The sequence below is a fragment of the Pseudomonas sp. SWI7 genome (genome assembly GCF_006351945.1).
Taxonomy (GTDB): Bacteria; Pseudomonadota; Gammaproteobacteria; order Pseudomonadales; family Pseudomonadaceae; genus Aquipseudomonas; species Aquipseudomonas fulva.
Genome location: NZ_CP040930.1, coordinates 1,399,779 through 1,418,362, shown reverse-complemented (window position 1 = coordinate 1,418,362; position 18,584 = coordinate 1,399,779). Strand labels below are relative to the sequence as shown.

Annotated in this window: 21 protein-coding genes; 13 read left to right on the top strand and 8 right to left on the bottom strand. The window is 61.1% G+C overall.

Features of this window, described 5'->3' with window-relative positions:
- Positions 1 to 48 precede the first annotated feature (48 nt).
- The gene (locus FH041_RS22675) at positions 49 to 219 is read left to right on the top strand and encodes a DUF6021 family protein (RefSeq protein WP_165919237.1); all 171 of its coding nucleotides are present in this window, start codon (positions 49 to 51) and stop codon (positions 217 to 219) included.
- 100 nt (positions 220 to 319) lie between these two features.
- Here the strand turns inward: FH041_RS22675 and FH041_RS06325 are convergent, their stop codons facing one another.
- Complete coding sequence (locus tag FH041_RS06325; RefSeq protein ID WP_028687518.1) at positions 320 to 589, bottom strand: hypothetical protein; 270 nt, start codon at positions 587 to 589, stop codon at positions 320 to 322.
- Between the two features lie 7 nt (positions 590 to 596).
- On the bottom strand, positions 597 to 1,097 hold the full coding sequence (locus FH041_RS06320; protein WP_027915612.1) for a DUF4142 domain-containing protein: 501 nt from the start codon (positions 1,095 to 1,097) through the stop codon (positions 597 to 599).
- 140 nt (positions 1,098 to 1,237) lie between these two features.
- Here FH041_RS06320 and FH041_RS06315 point away from each other — a divergent pair, with 140 nt between their 5' ends.
- Entirely contained in the window at positions 1,238 to 2,818 is a 1,581-nt protein-coding gene (locus FH041_RS06315; protein ID WP_140174270.1) for a sensor domain-containing diguanylate cyclase, read from the top strand.
- Between the two features lie 18 nt (positions 2,819 to 2,836).
- Here the strand turns inward: FH041_RS06315 and FH041_RS06310 are convergent, their stop codons facing one another.
- Positions 2,837 to 3,532 (bottom strand): MgtC/SapB family protein, encoded by a 696-nt coding sequence (locus FH041_RS06310; RefSeq protein ID WP_059184010.1) that lies wholly within the window; start codon positions 3,530 to 3,532, stop codon positions 2,837 to 2,839.
- Positions 3,533 to 3,920: 388 nt separating this feature from the next.
- Here FH041_RS06310 and FH041_RS06305 point away from each other — a divergent pair, with 388 nt between their 5' ends.
- The 10 genes from FH041_RS06305 to FH041_RS06260 all read left to right on the top strand — a co-directional run bounded on the left by FH041_RS06305 (position 3,921) and on the right by FH041_RS06260 (position 12,355).
- On the top strand, positions 3,921 to 4,391 hold the full coding sequence (locus FH041_RS06305) for a sterol desaturase family protein (RefSeq protein WP_027915609.1): 471 nt from the start codon (positions 3,921 to 3,923) through the stop codon (positions 4,389 to 4,391).
- A gap of 125 nt (positions 4,392 to 4,516) precedes the next feature.
- Positions 4,517 to 5,404 carry a Dyp-type peroxidase gene (locus FH041_RS06300; protein WP_140174269.1) on the top strand — a complete coding sequence of 296 codons (888 nt, stop codon included), beginning with the start codon at positions 4,517 to 4,519 and terminating at the stop codon, positions 5,402 to 5,404.
- A gap of 82 nt (positions 5,405 to 5,486) precedes the next feature.
- A complete protein-coding gene (locus tag FH041_RS06295; RefSeq protein WP_027915607.1) occupies positions 5,487 to 6,395 on the top strand; it encodes an aldo/keto reductase in 909 nt (302 codons plus the stop codon).
- 4 nt (positions 6,396 to 6,399) lie between these two features.
- The gene (locus FH041_RS06290) at positions 6,400 to 7,683 is read left to right on the top strand and encodes an NTP/NDP exchange transporter (RefSeq protein ID WP_088523644.1); all 1,284 of its coding nucleotides are present in this window, start codon (positions 6,400 to 6,402) and stop codon (positions 7,681 to 7,683) included.
- A 147-nt stretch (positions 7,684 to 7,830) separates the two neighbouring features.
- The gene (locus FH041_RS06285; RefSeq protein ID WP_028687523.1) at positions 7,831 to 8,004 is read left to right on the top strand and encodes a general stress protein; all 174 of its coding nucleotides are present in this window, start codon (positions 7,831 to 7,833) and stop codon (positions 8,002 to 8,004) included.
- Positions 8,005 to 8,064: 60 nt separating this feature from the next.
- The gene (locus FH041_RS06280) at positions 8,065 to 8,262 is read left to right on the top strand and encodes a hypothetical protein (RefSeq protein ID WP_028687524.1); all 198 of its coding nucleotides are present in this window, start codon (positions 8,065 to 8,067) and stop codon (positions 8,260 to 8,262) included.
- A 21-nt stretch (positions 8,263 to 8,283) separates the two neighbouring features.
- Positions 8,284 to 9,630 (top strand): iron-containing redox enzyme family protein, encoded by a 1,347-nt coding sequence (locus FH041_RS06275; protein ID WP_028687525.1) that lies wholly within the window; start codon positions 8,284 to 8,286, stop codon positions 9,628 to 9,630.
- Positions 9,630 to 10,583 (top strand): class I SAM-dependent methyltransferase, encoded by a 954-nt coding sequence (locus FH041_RS06270; protein WP_028687526.1) that lies wholly within the window; start codon positions 9,630 to 9,632, stop codon positions 10,581 to 10,583. Before FH041_RS06275 ends, FH041_RS06270 begins: the two co-directional genes overlap by 1 nt.
- A gap of 219 nt (positions 10,584 to 10,802) precedes the next feature.
- On the top strand, positions 10,803 to 11,390 hold the full coding sequence (locus tag FH041_RS06265) for a nucleosidase (RefSeq protein ID WP_027915601.1): 588 nt from the start codon (positions 10,803 to 10,805) through the stop codon (positions 11,388 to 11,390).
- A gap of 104 nt (positions 11,391 to 11,494) precedes the next feature.
- Entirely contained in the window at positions 11,495 to 12,355 is an 861-nt protein-coding gene (locus FH041_RS06260; RefSeq protein WP_028687527.1) for a Ku protein, read from the top strand.
- Positions 12,356 to 12,361: 6 nt separating this feature from the next.
- On the opposite strand, the gene FH041_RS06255 is transcribed toward FH041_RS06260, so the two are convergent.
- The 5 genes from FH041_RS06255 to ligD are packed head-to-tail and all read right to left on the bottom strand — an operon-like array spanning position 12,362 to position 17,978.
- Complete coding sequence (locus FH041_RS06255) at positions 12,362 to 13,036, bottom strand: glycosyltransferase (RefSeq protein ID WP_059184005.1); 675 nt, start codon at positions 13,034 to 13,036, stop codon at positions 12,362 to 12,364.
- Entirely contained in the window at positions 13,033 to 13,632 is a 600-nt protein-coding gene (locus FH041_RS06250) for a bifunctional 2-polyprenyl-6-hydroxyphenol methylase/3-demethylubiquinol 3-O-methyltransferase UbiG (RefSeq protein ID WP_027915598.1), read from the bottom strand. The genes FH041_RS06255 and FH041_RS06250 overlap by 4 nt, the downstream gene beginning before the upstream one ends.
- Before the next feature lie 11 nt (positions 13,633 to 13,643).
- A complete protein-coding gene (locus tag FH041_RS06245; RefSeq protein ID WP_027915597.1) occupies positions 13,644 to 14,399 on the bottom strand; it encodes a PIG-L deacetylase family protein in 756 nt (251 codons plus the stop codon).
- A complete protein-coding gene (locus tag FH041_RS06240; RefSeq protein WP_140174268.1) occupies positions 14,396 to 15,439 on the bottom strand; it encodes an acyl-CoA dehydrogenase family protein in 1,044 nt (347 codons plus the stop codon). Before FH041_RS06240 ends, FH041_RS06245 begins: the two co-directional genes overlap by 4 nt.
- Before the next feature lie 34 nt (positions 15,440 to 15,473).
- Positions 15,474 to 17,978, bottom strand: a complete 2,505-nt coding sequence (ligD, locus tag FH041_RS06235; RefSeq protein ID WP_140174267.1) for a DNA ligase D — start codon at positions 17,976 to 17,978, stop codon at positions 15,474 to 15,476.
- A gap of 147 nt (positions 17,979 to 18,125) precedes the next feature.
- Between ligD and FH041_RS06230 the strand changes: the two genes are divergently transcribed.
- Positions 18,126 to 18,584 carry a hypothetical protein gene (locus FH041_RS06230; protein ID WP_027915594.1) on the top strand — a complete coding sequence of 153 codons (459 nt, stop codon included), beginning with the start codon at positions 18,126 to 18,128 and terminating at the stop codon, positions 18,582 to 18,584.

Genomic DNA, 18,584 nt, shown 5'->3' with positions numbered 1-18,584 from the left:
TCTGGCGCACCGGCTTTCTTCCCTAGACAGCCATTTGGAGAAGACCGCATGAGCGAACAAGGCACAACCCACGGCACGCAGCACGGGCCTCACTCGACTGACGATGCCGAGAAACCGGATGATCTTGGCTTTGACCCTGACTCTCCTGACCTCGATGATCCTCAGGTGGACCCGCAAGGCCCCGCTAAACCGCCACGGGATGTAGAGAAGAACACCTGAAAGACACGTACCAAACAAAAGGCCCTGGTCGCTAAGATCAGGGCCTTTTGCATGATGCGTCCATATCAGGGCGGGCTTTGCCGGTGGTGACCAGTGAACGTCAGGCTTGCGCCTGTTTGTCCATTTCAGCCTGCTTGGCCGCCTCGACACCCTTGGCCGAGAGCTTGATCGGGTAGTTGAGCGTCACCTCATGATCAGCATCGACACTTACGCTACCATCGTGGATCAGGCCATCGTCCTGCAGCGATTTCAGCATGCCGGCCACGGCTTTTTCACCGCGGTAGTTGTCCAGCAGCTCCTTGCCCAGGCCATGAGGGTGAGCATGGTTGAGTCGAGTCAGAATTTCGCTTTTCAGTGCGTCGTTACTCATGCTTGCCTCACTTGCCGTGATGGGTTTGCAGTGCCTTGGCTTCTTCCAGGTGCTTTTCAAGGGTAGGCAAGGTCTTGGCAGCGAATGCCTTGAGCTCAGCCTTGTCCGAAGAAGCGGCTTCTTTCTTGAACAGTTCGACGGTTTTCTCGTGAGCATCGACTTGATTGTTCACGTAGGACTTGTCGAAGGACTCGTCACGCCATTCCAGAATCACTTTCTTCACTTTGTCGGTAATGGCCGCGTCATCGGGTACCGAGATGTCCAGCTTTTTCGCGATGTCTGCCAGCTCCTGGTTGGCCTGGGTATGGTCGGTCACCATATGCTGGGCAAAGGTCTTGATCTCAGCGTTCTGGCTCTTTTCCAGGGCAAGCTTACCGGTCACGATCTCTGCGATGCCGGCTTCGGTAGCCGCGTCTACGAAGTCGTCCGAGCTAGCAGCAAAGGCGTGAACCGAAGCCATGCCCAGCACCATGGAAAGGCCGACGCGCTTGATGAAGAGATTGCTCATGTTTCACTCCTTAAACGATGGCGCGACATCAGTGTCGCGTACTGTTGAGGGCGCGCGCAGGCCAAAGGTTTCATCTTTTTTGCATCATCAGGGTGTGGCAGTGGTCAACTGCGTTGACGAAGAACGTGCAGGGGATGTGCATGCGAAGCGCCAGGCAGACCGACGAAGAAACAGCCCTTGCGCTGGCGGGCCAGGGGCGAGCGGTGGCCCTGTTTCGCCTGGTGCTGGCGTTCATGTTGGTGGTCATGACGACGTTCGCAGCCGTAGAGGGCTGGCGAATCTGGCGTGATTACCGGGACGCGTTCCACAATGCCGCGAACATGGTGACCAATCTGGCCCAGGCCACTGCACAGCATGCCGAGGACGCCATTCGCCAGGTCGATTCAATCAGCGCGGCGCTGGTGGAGCGGGTGGAAGGCGATGGGTTCGAGCACTTGGATCGCAAGCGCCTACATGGGCTGCTCAGCCAGCAAGTACGCATCATTCCGCAACTTCACGGCCTGTTCATCTACGACAGCCACGGTCGCTGGCTCGTCACGGACCGGTCGGCAACGCCACCAGCTGCTAACAATGGGGACCGTGATTACTTCATCTATCACCGCGACCATCCTGACAGCGCCATACGTATCGGTGCAGTGGTGCGCAGCCGCTCGACGGGTGACCTGATCGTACCTATTTCAAGGCGTCTGAATTACCCGGATGGACGTTTTGCGGGGGTACTGCTGGGCACCATCAAGGTCGACTGGTTCGTACGTTACTACGGAGAATTCAAGATCGACGAGCGTGGTGCGCTGGTGTTGGCCAAGCGCGACGGTACGATTTTGGTGCGGCGTCCATTCGTCGAGCCGCTGCTTGAACGCAACCTGGCCAACAGCGACATTTTCAAACACCACCTGCCATACGCTCCCCAGGGGTTGGTCGAAGCGGTAGCCGTTGTCGACGGCACGCCGCGCCTGTATGCCTACCGAGCCTTGGCCAGCTACCCACTGGTGGTCGAAGCGGGCCTTTCTCGTGAGTCGATCATCGCCCCCTGGCGCCAGGACGCGATCAAATCGCTGCTCGTGTTACTGGTGCTGGTCATGGTCCTTGCGTTGTTCGGTTGGGTGGTCCTGCGCCAGGTGCGCGAACGCATCGTGATCGAGCGCGCCCTGCACCAGGCACACCAGACGCTCAAGACCCTCGCCTTGACCGACAGCCTGACAGGATTGGGCAATCGTCGCAGGTTGGACGCGGTGTTCGAGGCCGAGCTGCGCCGTGCCCGACGACAGGCGTACCCAGTGTGCGTGGTGATGCTCGACCTGGATCACTTCAAGGCCTACAACGACCGTTACGGACATGGGGCAGGCGATCAGTGCCTGCAGCGCGTTGGCGAACTGCTGCGCCAGGCTGCCCAGCGTCCGGCAGACCTGGCGGTACGCTACGGGGGCGAGGAATTTACCTTGCTGTTGCCCGACACGGATGTACGGGGAGCGAAGGTGTTTGTCGAGTCGCTGCAGCAAGCCCTGCGCAAGGAGATGATGGTGCATGCGGGCAGCCCACTTGGGATTGTTTCATTCAGTGCGGGTATTGCGGTGGCGGAACCCGCGCGCAGTGAACGGAGTGCGCAGCAGCTATTGGAAGCGGCAGATGCGGCCCTGTATGAAGCCAAGCGCCAGGGCCGGGACCGCTACGCGGTTGCTGATCCTGAAGTACGGCATGGGGATGCGGGCAGCCCGGCCTAGCCCCGGCAGGCACTGGCCTCACGCCTGAAGTTGCCAACGTACCGAACTGACGCCTTTCTCCAAGCTGACCCGGCTGACCAGCCGCTCCAACTGGGCTGGCGCCTGTGAGGTACCCAGTAGCTGGGCGCGCACCTCCAGCCGGGCCGGGTCTGCCAAGTCCTCGCTATGCAAGGACTGCAGGCGCAGTTGAGTCTCGCCGAAGCTGTGCAGCATCAAGCTGCGGACCTGAATTTCATCCTGGGCTCGACAGACGATACGCACCTCGAACTGCTGCTCCACCTCCGTGGCAGGCACCACCTCCTGGCGGTCGAGGCGCTGGGCAATATCGCGCAGCAAGATGTTGGCGCACAGCACGACCACTGCACCCAAGGTTGCTTCGAGCAGCAGCCCCAAGCTGCACAACACGCCAATGGCCGCGGTGCACCATAGCGTTGCGGCGGTGTTCAGCCCACGCACGTTGAAGCCGTCACGCATGATGACGCCGCCGCCCAGAAAACCGATGCCCGACACCACATAGGCCGCCACCCGGGAGGCATCGGTAGGTGCCATGCCCGGGACCGTCTGGGTCATCAGCACGAACAGGCAGGCACCCGTGCTGACCAGGCCATTGGTGCGCAGGCCAGTCAAGCGCTGACGCAGTTGACGCTCGGCGCCGATCAAGGCCCCTAGCAGCAGGGCGGTGCTGACACGCAGCAAGAATACGTTCCAATCCATAACAAACCTCTTCCGCGGGCACAGGCCCGCTTCAACGCCATCACTCAGGAGGGCGCGGTGGTAACAACCAGAGATGCGAAAGGACCACGGGAAAGGAGGGGGCGATGCTGTGCATCGGCTACCTTGGCAACTCGGCCAGGCAGCATGGGAGACTGACTGGCTAGCGCGCTGCGTGGGCCTGTCGCAAGCGACTAGTGTCCAATGCAGGGCTCCTGTTGATGAATGCAAAAGTGCGGCGCGGACGATAAGCCCGACCCTTGATCAGGTCAAGGGTAAAAACATGACAATGGCTTCATCCGGAAAAGCCTGACAAGCCGGCGGGTACGATGGAAAAATCCACGTTCAATGGGTAACCTTTTGCTTTTTACGGACCGTCGCGGGCTGATTCATGCTGTTCAATATCCTCGTCCTGCTGGGCACACTGGTGGCCATGGAGGGTGTCGGCACCTTGGCGCACAAGTACATCATGCATGGCTGGGGCTGGTGGCTACATCGCTCGCACCACGAACCCCACCTGGGCGTGCTTGAAACCAACGACGTTTACCTGCTGGCACTGGCGGTCATTTCGCTGGCACTGGTGGCGGTTGGCAAGGCCGGGCACGCGCCATTGCAATGGGTCGGAGGCGGGGTGGCGGCTTACGGCGCGCTGTACGTGATTGCGCATGATGGCTTTTTTCACCGTCATTGGCCGCGCAAGATGCGCCCGGTGGGGCGCTACCTGACGCGCTTACACCGCGCCCATCGGTTGCACCATGCCGTCAAAGGGCGCGAGGGTGGTGTGTCGTTCGGTTTTTTCTACGCACCTCCGCTAAAGCGCCTGGTGCGCGAGCTGCGGCGCAACAGGGACGCCGGTCACTGAGATCTCACGCGCACAGGCGCTTTAGCTGAGCGAGTTCCCCCGCGATCCTACCGGTTCGGGCATACATTGCACTGTCTGGGTCTGCGCAGTAGCATGCGCGCTTTTCAGCCCAGGACTCGCTCTTCATGTCGTATCAGCAAGGTCTGCTTGCCACGCCCGTGCCGGTGCACGCGCGTCACCTGTTCTTTTCCATCGAGTCAACCGAGGCCGTGCCTGCGGCGTTAGACGCCTTGCTGGGCCATGTCGACGGCCTGCGCGTGACACTGGGTGTGGGCGCGCCGTTGGCAAAAGCGCTGAACGCTCACGTCGAAGGCCTGACCCCGTTCCCGCTGCTGGACGCCGCGGTCGAGAACCCCAGTACCCAGCACGCGCTGTGGCTATGGTTGCGGGGTGACGAACGCGGGGACCTGTATCTGCAGGCCCAGGCGCTGGAGCGCCTTCTAAGCCCGGCGTTCGCGCTGGTTGATCACGTTGATGGTTTCCTTCACCAAGGCGGCCGGGATCTGACCGGCTACGAAGACGGCACGGAAAACCCCAGTGGCGATGACGCCATCGAGGCCGCCATCCTGGGTGAAGGTGCGCCAGGGTTGCTGGGGTCGAGCTTCGCCGCATTTCAGCTGTGGAAGCACGACATGCAGTATTTCAAATCGCTGCCTCAGCAGGTGCAGGACAACATCATCGGCCGTCGCCTGAGCGACAACGAAGAGCTGGATGATGCGCCCGAGTCAGCGCATGTGAAGCGTACTGCCCAGGAAAGCTACGCGCCCGAAGCTTTCATGGTGCGTCGCTCGATTTCCTGGGCTGACACCCGCGGTGCGGGACTGGCATTTGTGGCCTTGGGTACGTCTTTCACCTCGTTCGAGGTCCAGTTGCGCCGCATGAGTGGGATGGAAGACGGTGTGATCGATGCTCTGTATCAGTTCACCCGCCCGCTAACCGGAGGCTATTACTGGTGCCCGCCGATGACGCACGATGTTGTGGATCTGCGCCTGCTGTTGCAGGCTGAGCGTTAAACATCCAGATACACAAGATGATCGCAAGGCATCTATGAAGAACTAGCATTGGATATTTCCGCTGTGTTACCGGAGAGTTCCTATGTATGGACGTCGGGAAGTCCTACGTGCAGGCGCTGCGATCGGTCTGCTGGCCGCCAGTCCCTGGCTGAGCGCAGCTGCACCGGCGAGCATGCTGTCGCGCCCCATCCCGTCAACGGATGAGCGACTGCCGGTGATCGGCGCTGGCACGTCAGGCAGCTTCGAAGTCGCGGCAGGCTCAGCGGACTATCGGCAGCTGTATCAAGCGCTTGAAGCCTTCTTCGCAGGTGGCGGGCGGGTCATCGACACCTCTCCCAATTATGGCGGAGCAGACAGTATCCTGGGGCAGTTGCTCGACGAAGGCGGGTGGCACCGCCAGTGCTTCATTGCCACCAAGATCGCCGCCAACAGCCGCGCAGATGCCCAGGCCCAATGGGCCGGCACGCTACGCAGCCTGCGCACGGACAGCGTGGACCTGCTACAGGTGCACAACTTGCGTGACTGGCAGCAGCAGTTACCTTATGCACGTGAACTCAAGCAACAGGGCAAGACGCGGTATGTGGGCATTACCCACTATCTGAACGCTGGGCACGATGAAGTGGCCGCAATCGTGCGCAGCCAGGCCCTGGACTTCATCCAGATCAACTACGCGGTCAATGCCCCCGGCGCTGCGCGTGAGCTTCTTCCCCTGTGCCGTGACAAGGGTGTGGCGGTGCTGATCAACCGCGCCTTCGATGACGGTCGTCTGTTCGCCACGGTCAAGGACCGCGCGCTTCCAGAATGGGCACAGGAGCAGGGCATCGGTAGCTGGGCACAGCTGTTCCTGAAGTTCGCCCTCAGCCACCCGGCGGTCACCGCCGTCATACCGGCTACTGGCCGACTGGACCGTCAACTGGACCAGCTCAAGGCAGGGCAGGGCCCGTTGCTGACTCAAGCGCAGCAGCAAGCGCTCATCGAGCAGTTCTCCTGACATCATGGTGACGTGGCGGCAGCGCCTGCAGCGGATGCTGGACATGCGGCCCGGGGAGGCGCCAGCCGTCCTGGCAGGCAGCCTGCTGTTCTTCATGCTGTTCACGGGCTATTTCATGCTGCGGCCCGTGCGTGAAACCATGGGCGTTGCCGGTGGTGTCGAAAACCTGCAATGGCTGTTCACCGGTACCTTCATCGCCACTGTGGTATGCCTGCCTGTGTTTGGCTGGCTGGCCTCCCGTGTACGACGCCGGTACATACTGCCTTGGACCTATGGCTTCTTCATCTGCAACTTGCTCGCCTTTGCCGCGTTGCTGGCACGCCACCCCGACGGGCCTTGGGTGGCACGAGCGTTTTATATCTGGTTGTCGGTATTCAATCTACTCAGTATCTCACTGGCCTGGAGTGTGCTTGCCGACCTGTTCAGCACCGAGCAAGGCAAGCGCCTGTTCGGTGTAATGGCAGCAGGGGCAAGCCTGGGCGGGCTGAGCGGGCCGCTGCTCGGCACACTGCTGGTGGCGCCTCTTGGACACCCAGGCTTGTTGACGCTCGCGGCGATACTGCTGCTGGGCAGCGTACTGGCCGCCTGGGTGTTGCAGCATTGGCGTACGACTAACCCTCTACCGACCCGCGAAGCCCCCCATGAAGGCCGCGCGCTGGGTGGCAATCCGTTTTCAGGCGCAGCGGCGGTGATGCGTACGCCGTATTTGCTCGGGATCGCCGTGTTCGTCGTGCTGCTGGCCAGTGTCAGTACATTCCTCTATTTCGAACAGGCCCGCATCGTCAGTGAAACCTTTACCGACCGCACTCGCCAGACGCAGGTGTTCGGCGCCATAGATGCAATCGTTCAGGCACTGGCTATTCTGACGCAGCTGTTTCTCACCGGTCGACTCGCCCGACGCCTGGGTGTGAGGGTATTGCTGGTAGCAGTGCCCCTGGCCATGGCCGCTGGGTTCGTATGTTTGGCCTTGTCACCTGTCTTCGTTTTGTTCGTCATCGTGATGGTCGTACGGCGTGCCGGCGAGTACGCCCTGGTACGGCCAGGACGCGAGATGCTGTTCACGGTGGTCAGCGCCGAAGACAAATACAAGGCCAAGAACTTCATCGACACCGTGGTGTATCGAGGCGGTGACGCGGTCAGCGGCTGGATAAAGCGGGGCCTGGACCTTATCGGGGACCATCCACAAGTGGCCATGTTGATCGGGGCGACACTCGCCGTTTGCTGGGCCGCAACCGGTCATTGGCTAGGTGGCCAGCAGGGCCGACGGGACAAAACGCCAGGCCGGTGACGGGGACGCGAACTATTGGGCATACCGTTGTTTAACGCCGTTTGTCCGAAGCCTTCTCGATAATGCGAATCCTGGCGGACGTCCGGACTCCCAATTCATGTACGGCATTGGCGCCGTGCATTCCGAAGTCATAAGAGGTTTCAGATCATGGCCACTAAAGACAATAGCCGTAGCGGTAACCAGCAGGGCAGCCAAGGCGGTAGCAAAAATTCGGGCAACTTCGCCAATGACCGCGAGAAGGCTTCCGAAGCCGGCAAGAAGGGGGGCCAAGCAAACGCTGGCCACTCCAGCGAGTCGGGCCGCAGAGGCGGCAAGTCATAAGTGAAGCCTTGCAGTGCCAGGCCCGCCTGGCACTGCGTTTACTCGAGCAAGGAGCCGGCCATGCGCACATTCCCACTGATCACACTGATGGGCGCCTTGACCATCGTCGGCGGTTGTTTTGACCGCGACAATAATCACCCCGGCAAGGATTCCGATGCCAGCAAGCCGTCCTTGCAGATGCAAAAACCCGATGAAAACGCTGCACCCCGTTCTGCGCCAGCCCCTGAGCCGATGACAGGGCAGAAAGCCAATCAATAATACGCGCACGAGGAATATGCCATGACGGTCATGACCCGCCAGACCGCCGCGATGGTCCAAGCCCCATCTGTCGCCCCCAGCCTGAAGGACCGTTACCACGCCTTGCTCGAGGGCCATGACACCAGCAGCCGGGCCTGGCTTGATGCCCAATTGGAGCAAGCTCAGGACATGCCTGACGACTTGCCAGATGATCCGGCGCAACTCGACGCCTGGAGTTTGCAACACGCTGCCGGTGTGGCCGAGGGCTACAAGGCCTATCTGGATCAGCGCAAGCAGGGCGGCCCGCGGCGCTTTTTTGCTAACCGGGCCCAGGCCTTGTGGTTCCTGCAACAAGTTGAGCCCACTAAGGTTGTAGACGGTGCCTGGCTGTTCAGTGCTTTGCGGGAATGGCAAGATCCACGTTATCACGGTCTTATCCGTACGTACCTCGAAGAACTGGGCAGCGGTGATCCTCGCTGCAACCATGTATTAATCTACCAGCGCCTGATGAGCCGGCTCGGCTGCCTGGAGCGTCCGGACCTGGAGGATGGTCGCTACTTGCAGGCATCCTTGCAATTGGCGCTCGGCGAGTATGGCCAGGACTATCTACCCGAAGTGATTGGCTACAACCTTGGCTATGAACAGCCGCCTTTACATCTGCTGATTACAACGTACGAATTGGCAGAGCTGGGTATCGACGGATTTTACTTCCAGCTGCATGTCACCATCGACAATGCCGCCAGCGGGCATGCCCATCTGTCGCTCCAGGCGCTGCGCCAATTGTGCCCGGCCGATGACGTGGCGGGTTTTTATGAGCGCGTCCGTCGGGGCTACCGGCTCAATGATCTGGGGATCAGCACCCCTGCGCTCATCGCACGTTTCGACTTGGAAGCAGAGCTGCTCCAGGCCCTGGAACACAAGCGCAATTTCGGTCAGTTCATGCATTCGGACCACTGCCGTCTGCAAAAGCGCACCATTAATCAGTGGCTGGCCGAGCCGGGCGCCATGCCGGCCTTTCTTGAAGCCATGCAGGCCCAAGGCTGGATTCGCCGAGGCGAGGCTCCCGAGCAAAGCCGCTGGTGGAAACTGATCGAGGGGCCGACCGCGCCCATGTATGGTGTATTTACCGCCTACGAGAAGCAGTTGTGGCACGACTGGATCGCCGCAGGGTCGCAATCGCGCATTCGCCGGGTGCTACCGGGTACCTGGGAGGCATCCCTGCAATTGCAGGACCAGACGTCGAGTAATCGACGGCCGTGCACTGCGGACTACGACATGGATACGCTAATCGGTGCCATGTCCGGCAACAAACATGCGACGCCCGAAGGATTGGTCGCGACCCGGGCTTACATACAGGCCACTGGCCTGCTCCAGGAAGGATCTCACTGATGCCCCTCGATTCATCTCAGACAGCCGCAGACCAGGCCTTACTCCAGTTGGGTAAGCGCCTTCGCGCCGATGGTTATCATTTTACCTGCGTGACACCCGCAACCCATGCTTTGGTCAACGCCCGGCCAGGCGCCGAGAAGGCCTGCACCGTCCGCGATGTGTTTGGTTGGAGTCGGCCGTTTGCCGCCTCGATGCTGTCGGACGATGAGCTCGACCTGATGAAAACCGCCGGCGTAGTGAACACTCATCGAGACCTGCTGGCCAGCACCGTCCGTTGGTCGACCCTGGACGGGGTGATGCTGGTGCACTCGGCTTACCCTACGCAGGCCAGCGATGCGGTGTTCTTTGGCCCTGACAGCTATCGTTTCGCCCATGTGATCCAGGATCACCTGCAATCGACCCTCAAGCGCATTGAGCGTGCGGTGGACATCGGCTGTGGCACAGGGGTGGGCGCATTGGTGATCGCCCGGGCTGCGCAGCATGCACAGGTAACCGCTGTGGACATCAATCCCAATGCATTGCGTTTTACTGCGGTCAATACAGCCCTCGCCGACGTCAGTAATGTCTCTGTTCAACACAGCAATATTCTCCAGGACGTGACGGGTCAGTTCGACCTGATCGTGGCCAATCCTCCCTACATGCTTGATGACGGGGAACGCACGTATCGTCATGGCGGAGGATCGCTTGGGGCTGACTTGTCGCGTCGCATCATCGAGCAGAGCCTTGCGCGACTGACCGTGGGGGGATCACTGTTGCTCTATACCGGCGTTGCCATCGTTGAGGGGCAGGACGCTTTGCTCGAAGGCGTTCGCGAGCAACTGGCCGGCCCTGAATTTTCCTGGGTCTATCGAGAGATCGACCCTGACGTGTTCGGCGAGCAATTATTGGAGCCAGGCTATGAGCGAGTCGAACGTATTGCGGCTGTGGCACTGACGGTTACGCGCAATCGGTGATGGTACAGGATTGAGCGATATCCAGATGTGCCCCATGGGGCGCACAGCGGTCTCCGGGGTTCGGTATCACATCACACATTTCATCTTTACCGCTGCTTGCAAGGGCGCTCTGGCCGGGTGCCTCTTTGGCAGTCCGGCCTTCGTACGTAGGTGTTTGATTTCACCACCGGTTCAATGAGAATAGCGGGATCCATCACCGTTGTGCCAAGGACCGTAACCATGATGCTGACCCCGCTGTTCCCACGTGTAGCCCTTGAAGACACGCTGTTCGTCTTCGCCTTGGAGGCAGAGGCGGGTGGTTTGTTCGGGCATATGAATACGGTCTTCACCGGCATTGGCAAGGTCAACGCGGCGATTGCACTCACCCGCGCCGTTACCACGCGCAGGCCCAGGCTCATCGTCAATCTCGGTTCGGCAGGCAGTCGGCTGCATGGTAAGGGCAGCCTGGTGTGCTGCACACGGTTCGTCCAGCGTGACATGGACGTCACGCCCCTCGGGTTTGCGCGCTACGAAACACCGCTGTCCGACATCCCTGTCGTGCTCGAGCATGGGCTGGCCATTTCAGGTTTACCCGTAGAAACCTGTGGCACCGGGGACAACTTCGAGATCAGCCACGGTGATGCACCTTATGACGTGGTCGACATGGAGGCCTACGCGCTGGCGCTCATCGCACGCTCCGAGAACATCCCGTTCGTGTGTCTGAAATACATCTCGGACGATGCCGGGAGTGATGCGGCCAGTGACTGGTCCGTGCAGGTGCACTTGGCGGCCGAAGCCTTCAAGCGGGTGCTCTTCAATCCTGGCTGAGTTTCTGTCCAATGGCTGTGTTAGCCACCCAGCGCTGCGGTTAAACCTTTGCCCAAGTAGCGCAGTCACTTGAGGTATCAGCAGATCACTCAGGGAGCATGTCAATGGCCAGGGCAATCTGGAAAGGCGCCATCAGTTTCGGTTTGGTACACATACCCGTGGCGCTCAATTCCGCCGTCAGCAGTGAACGCGTTGATTTTGACTGGCTGGACAAGCGCAGCATGGACCCGGTGGGCTACAAGCGCATCAACAAGGTCACTGGGAAGGACATTGACAAGGAAAACATCGTCAAGGGCGTGGAGTACGAGAAGGGCCGCTATGTGGTGATCAGTGAACAGGAGATCCGCAAGGCGCGCCCGGAAGCCACCCAGACGATCGACATCTTTTCGTTCGTGGATGCGGGGGACATTCCCCTTCAGCACTTCGATACCCCTTACTATCTGAGCCCTGACCGGCGTGGGGGCAAGGTCTACGCGCTCTTGCGCGAAACGCTGGCTACCACCGGCAAAGTGGCCTTGGCGACAGTCGTACTCCACACCCGCCAGCACCTTGCACTCATCCGGCCCTTGGACGAGGCCCTGGTGATGATCACGTTGCGCTGGCCAGATGAGGTGCGTGGGCTCGACACGCTCGAACTGGACACTACAGTGACCAAGGCCAAAGTGGACAAACGGGAGCTGGATATGGCCAAACGTCTGGTTGAAGACATGGCCGGCACTTGGTCACCGGACGAGTATCATGACGCGTTTCGAGACACGATCATGGAGCTGGTTGCCGAAAAGGCCAGCAAGGGCAAGATCGAGACGGTGGAAAAAGGCGAGGACACCAGCGGCGAGAAGGGCGCAGATATCATCGACCTCACCGAGCTGCTCAAGCGCAGCCTCGGCGGCAAAGGCCCTGCGCCTTCCAAAAAGAAACCTGCTGCCGCGAAGAAGCCCGCCAAACGCACGCGCAAGGCTTCCTGACGGCAGTCACAAGTGCTTGGCCTGCAGGTGCTCCTGCAGGCCGGCCAGGTAATCGCCAAACCCTTCGCGTGCGCGACACTCGCGTCGGCTGCTGGTAGCCACACTGTGCCCGGCTGACCAACTGATCGGTACCCCCAGCGCTTCCAGGTCCCGGACCAGACGCACATCCTCGTGGGCCGCCAGAGGCTGGAACCCGTCGACGCTCTGATAGGCCTGTGCGCTCACGCCGAGATTGGCACCATGGATATGACGATGACCATCACGTGCCTCGTAGCGGCTCAGATAGAGTTTGCGCAACGCAGCGGTTTGCCAAGGCTGCCAGTGGCTCACGTGGACCGTACCGCACACGACTTCAGCGCCGCATTCGAGCTGTGCCGTCAGCCAGTGGGCAGGGACCTGGCTGTCTGCGTCCGTGCAGGCAAGCCAGGTCGCACCGCGCGCGAGCATCCATTCGGCACCCGCGCGCCGGGCCATACCGACGTTGCCAGCTTCGATCGCGAAGGTGTGTGCTCCGTGGCGCTGTGCGACGGCGGCGGTGCCGTCGGTACAGCGATCCAGAACCACCAGAATGGCGACGTGATGACCTGCCGCCGCAGCGTATTGGGCAGCAGCCGAGGCGGCCTTCAGGCATCGCCCCAGACGCCGGGCCTCGTTGTGTGCCGGAATGACGACGCCGATCATACGCACGTCTCGTCAAGGTCTACCACGCTGGGTTGGTTGGACCAGTAGGCCATGATGAAGTCGGCCTCGTCGTGGCAGAACACCGGGTATAGCGGCAGGTGTTTGGACAGCATCCGATGCACCTCGCGCCCGTCCTGCGGACACCCGGCGATGGGATGCTTCCAGTGGCACGCCAACAGGCCTCCATCATAGGACAGGCTGGCAACAGACTGCTCGATCACCTGCAACCAGTCGGTGGGATCAAGGTAATACCCCACTTCGCTGAGCACGATCAGATCGAAACGCCCGCCCGGCCAGTCGGCAGGCAGGCGAGCGCGTTCTACCCGTGCGTGGCGGATATCGGCCAGGCGATCGGTGGCCAGGCCCACGGCTTTCGGGTCGAGGTCCTGGCACACCAGCTCGGCACAGCGCTCGGCGAGCAGCACACTGAGTTCGCCATTGGCGCAGGCCGGCTCGAACACACGCTCGTAGCACTGCCGGGGGAGGCTGGCCATGACCAGGTCGCGCTTGCGTTTTTCATACCAGCGGGTACGAAAAGCCCAAGGGTCTTCATTGGCGGCATACAGGTCGGCAAAATATTGGGCATCGATACTCATGGCAGATCCTTTTACAAGAAGACCAGTTCGAAGGGCTGTAGCACGCAGTCCAGCAAGTTGGGGCGTAGCACCGGCGGTGTACAACCGTCAGGTTCGAACTGGCTGACGTGTGCAGCGATGGCTTTGCGCTTGCGCCCCACCTGATCCTCATTGAGTTGCAAGCGGTGCGCACGTTCCCAGGGCAGACGTGGATCCTCGGGTTGGCCCCAGTGCCATGCCCATACGGGGACTTCCACCAACTGGGCCTTACGCGCCAACGCTGCCTGCGCGCCGGCCCGGCCTACCGCCTCGTGATCGCAGTGGCCGTCACCGCGCCAGGTTGTCATCAGCACATCTTCCGGGCGCAGCAGCTGAGTCAGGTGGCTAACCAGAAAGGCTTCCTCCCTGGCCAGTTGACTGTCCTTCAGGTGCAGGCGGCGCCAATCGATGCGCTTGGGGTCCAGCCCGAGCTGCTCGATGGCCTTGCGGCTTTCTTGCGGCCGGTCGCGACGCAGGCGATGCTCTGTCCAGCGAGTCGAGCCAGGATGGCTGCCTTCGCCGTCGGTCGCCGAGATCAGCACCAGGTCCTCTTCGCGCCCTGCAAAATCGGCCAGCAGACCACCGGCCATGAGAATCTCGTCATCTGGATGTGGGGCGATCAGTACCAGGCGTCGACCCGGTGGGCAGAGCTGCTGGGCAGAGACCCAGGTGGCCCGGGCCAGGTGGGCCGAGTGCTGCCACGCTGACCAGGGCGTGCCGTCATTGGACTGGATCAGGTCTTCACTCATAGCTGCCATGCTCCGGAAGAAAGCTGTGCGATCTGCGCGCCGAGTGCTGCAAGGTCTCGTTCGGCGTGACTCTGACGAATGAACACTGGCAGGTCAGCGCTCAACCGCGCAAAGTGTGCATTACGGCAAAACGGTGTTGCGCCCAACGCGCGGCCTACATGTCGCATGACGTGCTCCACGGCGTGTTCGACGTGGGCGCGCACGCGCTGCACGATGAGACTGGCATCGGCGCGTGGATTGCGATCGATCCAAGCGGCACATTCACGTAATGCCGCCCGAGCGCCGCACAGGGCGGCATCCACGGCGCCCAGGTGCGCATCGGCGTGGGGGTCCGGTTTGGGCTTGCGGCAATGCTCGCGCAGGCAGTCGGCCAGCGCTTCGGCCGCCCCATACCAACAGGCGGCAATGCCCGCGCCGCCGTGCCAGAAGCCAGGCCTTGATAAATACTCGCCCGCCGTACCGACCAGCACACCCGGCGTGTCGTTGAATTCGACCTCGACGCTGGCGGTGCTTGCCATGCCTACGGCCTGCCAGTGCTCGATATTCAGACCCAGGGTTGGGTCGGCCAAGCGGATGGCAACCAGCTGCGGTTGACCCGACTCGTCCCAGGCGGTGATCAAGGCCTGGTCGATTTGCAAGGCGCCCGAACACCACGCCTTCTTCCCGGCAAGGCGAACGCAATCTCCGTCTCTGGATGCAACGACGGCGCGAGCATCCGGCGGCTCTGCGGCCCACACACCCCAGATCCCATCGCCTACAAGATGGCCAGCGCCACATTCGGCCAGAATCGCCAAAGCGTCAGTGTGGCCCTCATAGAGCTTGGCCAAAGCCAGGTCACAGCCGGCCACGCGCGACAACGTCTGCCAGCGCTCCAGGGTCCTGCCGTGACCCGGGCGCGGTAGGACGTCCAGGCACTGGGACCGCAAGGTTTTCATCAATTCGAGTGACTGGGTATCGACATTGAGGGGCTGCAGCCGCTCCTCGTAAGTGCGCAACAAGCGGTCCAACGGGGTGAGGTCGTGGTCCTGAGGCATGCTCATGCGCGAAACTCCCTGTAGCGGTAGACGTCGGCCATCACGTGAGGCCAAGTTGTTTGCGCATCCGCGCCGTGATGGATTGACGGGTCTTGCTCATGTCGGCCCAAGGGTCCTGGGCATCGGCCAGTCGCTCGCCAACGGTGGCGATGGTCCACTGGTTGGCCCCCTTGAGCTGCGCCAGCTCTTCACGCCAGACGGGCACTGAAACCGGCAAGCCCTCGCGAGCACGCAGCGAATAGGCACACACCGTGGTGGCGCCTTTGCCATTGCGCAGGTAGTCGATGAAGATACGGCCCACACGGTTCTTGGGGCCGGACACCGCGGTGAGCCGATCAGGGAACAGTTTTGCCAGGTAGGTGACGATGGCGTGACTGAAATCCTTGACGTCGTCCCAGCTCGCTTTTCTCGTCAGCGGGACAACAAGGTGGATACCTTTGCCCCCGCTGGTCTTGATGAACACCTTCAGACCCAGTTCGTCCAGCAGGGTCAAGGTCAGCTGCGTGGCCTCCAGCATCGCTTTCCAGGGCAGGGCCGGGTCAGGATCCAGGTCGAGCACGAAACGATCTGGCCGGTCGAAGTGTGTGTCCGTGGCGTTCCAGGTGTGCAGTTCGAGCATGTTCATCTGCACAGCGTCCAGCAAGGTGTCGGGGCGGTTGATCACCATGGCGGCTTGGCCGGCCTGCTCTTTGTCGTATGTACGCACGTTTGGAATGTGCAGCTGACCAGCGTTCTTCTGGAAAAACAGTTCCCCGGCGAGGCCGTCTGGCGCGCGTACGAGCGCAACCGGCCGGTGCTTGAGGTGCGGCAAGATCCATTGGCTGACCTGGGCGTAGTATTCGACGACGTCGCGCTTGGTCATGCCTGAGGTGGGATCGATCACGCGATCAGGGTGGGTCAGGCGCAGGTCGCCCAGCGTCTCGGTGTCCTTGGCCGCCTTGCGCTTATGGACGGTCTTGCTCGGCATCGCGCGCTCCAGGTCGATAGCAGTGGCCGGCTTGTCGTCGCGCAAGCCGTGAAATACCGCGTGGCGTACTACACCGTCACGCGTCATCTGGGCAAAAGCGATCTCGGCCAGCAAGGTGGGCTTGAGCCAATGTACACCGCGGGCCTCGGCTCCAGTGGGGGGGTTGGCCACAGGGGGGCTGGCGGTCTGCAGGGGTTCGAGTCGTGCGTGCAGCGTATCCAGCGTGGTGGTACTGAAGCCGGTGCCGACCTTGCCGGCGTACCGCAGCGTGCCCCCGTCGCCCTCGTGCAGAGCCAACAGCAAGGCGCCGAACCCATTGCGGCTCCCCTTGGGGTCGGTATAGCCCACTACCACGAACTCTTGCCGCCGCTTGCACTTGAGTTTGATCCAGTCGGCGCTGCGCTTGCCTGTGTAACTGCTGTCGGCGCGCTTACCTATCAGGCCTTCAAGGCCCAGCGTACAGGCGCTTTCAAGCAACGCTTCGACCGGCTCGTCGAAGTCTGCGGAGTAGTTGAGGTTGTCCGCAGTGTTGTGCTCGAGCAAACGCTTCAACGCGTCGCGTCGCTGCTGCAAGGGAAGGGCGCGTAGATCCTGGCCGCCCAGGAACAGCAGGTCGAAGACGTAATAGGTAATTTGTTCATCATGAGCGGTATCGAATGCATTCTGCAGGGCCTGAAAATCTGCAACCCCTTGATCGTCATTGACGACCATCTCGCCATCGAGCCACGCAGAGTCCACACCTAATGCGCGTAGCGCAGCGACCTGGCCGGGCATTTTGGCGCTCCAGTCATGACCATTGCGGGTGTAGAGCCGTACATCATCGCCCTCAATGCGCGCAAGGATGCGATATCCGTCGTACTTCACCTCATACCGCCACTCCCCGGAAGGCGGTGAATCGACCAACGTGGCTAACTGCGGCTGTAGGTGGTCTGGTAGTTTACCGGACTTGGACTTGGCGGCCTGCTTGGGCGGGGCAGGCTTACTTTTAGCCTGTTTGGCCGTCTTCGCAGAAGGCTTGGGGGTCAATGTCCGGTCGCTCAGCACGCTGTCGGGCTGTTCCTCGACGATACTGTACTGCGCCTCACTGCGGGCCTGGCTGTCGTTTGACTTGACCAGCATCCACTGCTCTTTCTTGCCTGCCAGCCGTGTTCGGAACAGGTTCCACATGCCAGCGAGCTTCTCGCCTTGCAGACGAAAGCGTAGCTTTCCTTTCTCGTACCCCTCACGCGGATCTCCGTCCGGCTCCCAGACGCCACGGTCCCAGACGATGACATCGCCGCCACCGTAGTGACCTTCCGGAATATGGCCTTCGAACGTGGCGTAATCGAGCGGATGGTCTTCGACATGCACGGCCAGGCGTTTGACTTTCGGATCCAAGGAAGGGCCTTTTGGAATCGCCCAACTTTTAAGCGTGCCGTCGAGTTCCAGCCGGAAATCATAGTGAAGATGGCTGGCGTCATGCTTCTGAATGCAGAACTGTAATGCGTGGGCCGCTTTGGTGCGGCCGGATTTGCCGCTCGGCTCAGGCGTGGCGTTGAAATCGCGCTTGCGCGCGTATTCCTCGAGGGGCTTGGCCATGGGAACTCCGGAACCTGCGCTGTCTTGATCTTGGGAGGTGGCGAACAGCGCTGGAGTTCAAAAAACCGCCGGTAGCCGCGTAAAACTCTGAATCTTCCTGGGTGCAGAGCAGTCGACTTTGGGTAAGCCAACTGATGGAGAGGCGTAATGTCCAGACCCGATGAACCCAAAGCCTATACCCCGACCGAGATCGATGACATCGAGGATCGAATGGGCAGCGTGCATGAGCTGAACTTCAGTGATCGCCTTGATGACCGTCAGGGACGGGTAGGTGATGAGCGGCCAGAAAGTGAAGTGGAGCAGGAGTTTCCGGAAGAACGGGTGCGCCAGAGCGGCTTGACCGGCGGCGAGGCACTGACCGACAGCCTGCATGAGGACGGCGTCACCGATGACGACCTGAGCCCGGACACGCTGCTGGATGAGACCGGCGCCCGAGATCCTCATGAGCCTGGATATGGCGGCCCTGCCGATCAGGCCCTGACCGAAGTTGACGCGATGGAAATCGGCGGCGGCCGTGGCCTTGACGAAGCAGAACTGGCCCGCACCAACCCGCTTGACGGGAAACCGTGGACTGATGATGCAATTGAAGAAGACGAAAGGAGCTGA

What these genes read in the sequence shown, in the direction of transcription:
- FH041_RS22675 (WP_165919237.1), top strand. Translation starts at nt 49, where the DNA reads ATGAGCGAACAAGGCACAACCCACGGCACGCAGCACGGGCCTCACTCG.
- FH041_RS06325 (WP_028687518.1), bottom strand. Translation starts at nt 589, where the DNA reads ATGAGTAACGACGCACTGAAAAGCGAAATTCTGACTCGACTCAACCAT.
- FH041_RS06320 (WP_027915612.1), bottom strand. Translation starts at nt 1,097, where the DNA reads ATGAGCAATCTCTTCATCAAGCGCGTCGGCCTTTCCATGGTGCTGGGC.
- FH041_RS06315 (WP_140174270.1), top strand. Translation starts at nt 1,238, where the DNA reads ATGCGAAGCGCCAGGCAGACCGACGAAGAAACAGCCCTTGCGCTGGCG.
- FH041_RS06310 (WP_059184010.1), bottom strand. Translation starts at nt 3,532, where the DNA reads ATGGATTGGAACGTATTCTTGCTGCGTGTCAGCACCGCCCTGCTGCTA.
- FH041_RS06305 (WP_027915609.1), top strand. Translation starts at nt 3,921, where the DNA reads ATGCTGTTCAATATCCTCGTCCTGCTGGGCACACTGGTGGCCATGGAG.
- FH041_RS06300 (WP_140174269.1), top strand. Translation starts at nt 4,517, where the DNA reads ATGTCGTATCAGCAAGGTCTGCTTGCCACGCCCGTGCCGGTGCACGCG.
- FH041_RS06295 (WP_027915607.1), top strand. Translation starts at nt 5,487, where the DNA reads ATGTATGGACGTCGGGAAGTCCTACGTGCAGGCGCTGCGATCGGTCTG.
- FH041_RS06290 (WP_088523644.1), top strand. Translation starts at nt 6,400, where the DNA reads ATGGTGACGTGGCGGCAGCGCCTGCAGCGGATGCTGGACATGCGGCCC.
- FH041_RS06285 (WP_028687523.1), top strand. Translation starts at nt 7,831, where the DNA reads ATGGCCACTAAAGACAATAGCCGTAGCGGTAACCAGCAGGGCAGCCAA.
- FH041_RS06280 (WP_028687524.1), top strand. Translation starts at nt 8,065, where the DNA reads ATGCGCACATTCCCACTGATCACACTGATGGGCGCCTTGACCATCGTC.
- FH041_RS06275 (WP_028687525.1), top strand. Translation starts at nt 8,284, where the DNA reads ATGACGGTCATGACCCGCCAGACCGCCGCGATGGTCCAAGCCCCATCT.
- FH041_RS06270 (WP_028687526.1), top strand. Translation starts at nt 9,630, where the DNA reads ATGCCCCTCGATTCATCTCAGACAGCCGCAGACCAGGCCTTACTCCAG.
- FH041_RS06265 (WP_027915601.1), top strand. Translation starts at nt 10,803, where the DNA reads ATGATGCTGACCCCGCTGTTCCCACGTGTAGCCCTTGAAGACACGCTG.
- FH041_RS06260 (WP_028687527.1), top strand. Translation starts at nt 11,495, where the DNA reads ATGGCCAGGGCAATCTGGAAAGGCGCCATCAGTTTCGGTTTGGTACAC.
- FH041_RS06255 (WP_059184005.1), bottom strand. Translation starts at nt 13,036, where the DNA reads ATGATCGGCGTCGTCATTCCGGCACACAACGAGGCCCGGCGTCTGGGG.
- FH041_RS06250 (WP_027915598.1), bottom strand. Translation starts at nt 13,632, where the DNA reads ATGAGTATCGATGCCCAATATTTTGCCGACCTGTATGCCGCCAATGAA.
- FH041_RS06245 (WP_027915597.1), bottom strand. Translation starts at nt 14,399, where the DNA reads ATGAGTGAAGACCTGATCCAGTCCAATGACGGCACGCCCTGGTCAGCG.
- FH041_RS06240 (WP_140174268.1), bottom strand. Translation starts at nt 15,439, where the DNA reads ATGAGCATGCCTCAGGACCACGACCTCACCCCGTTGGACCGCTTGTTG.
- ligD (WP_140174267.1), bottom strand. Translation starts at nt 17,978, where the DNA reads ATGGCCAAGCCCCTCGAGGAATACGCGCGCAAGCGCGATTTCAACGCC.
- FH041_RS06230 (WP_027915594.1), top strand. Translation starts at nt 18,126, where the DNA reads ATGTCCAGACCCGATGAACCCAAAGCCTATACCCCGACCGAGATCGAT.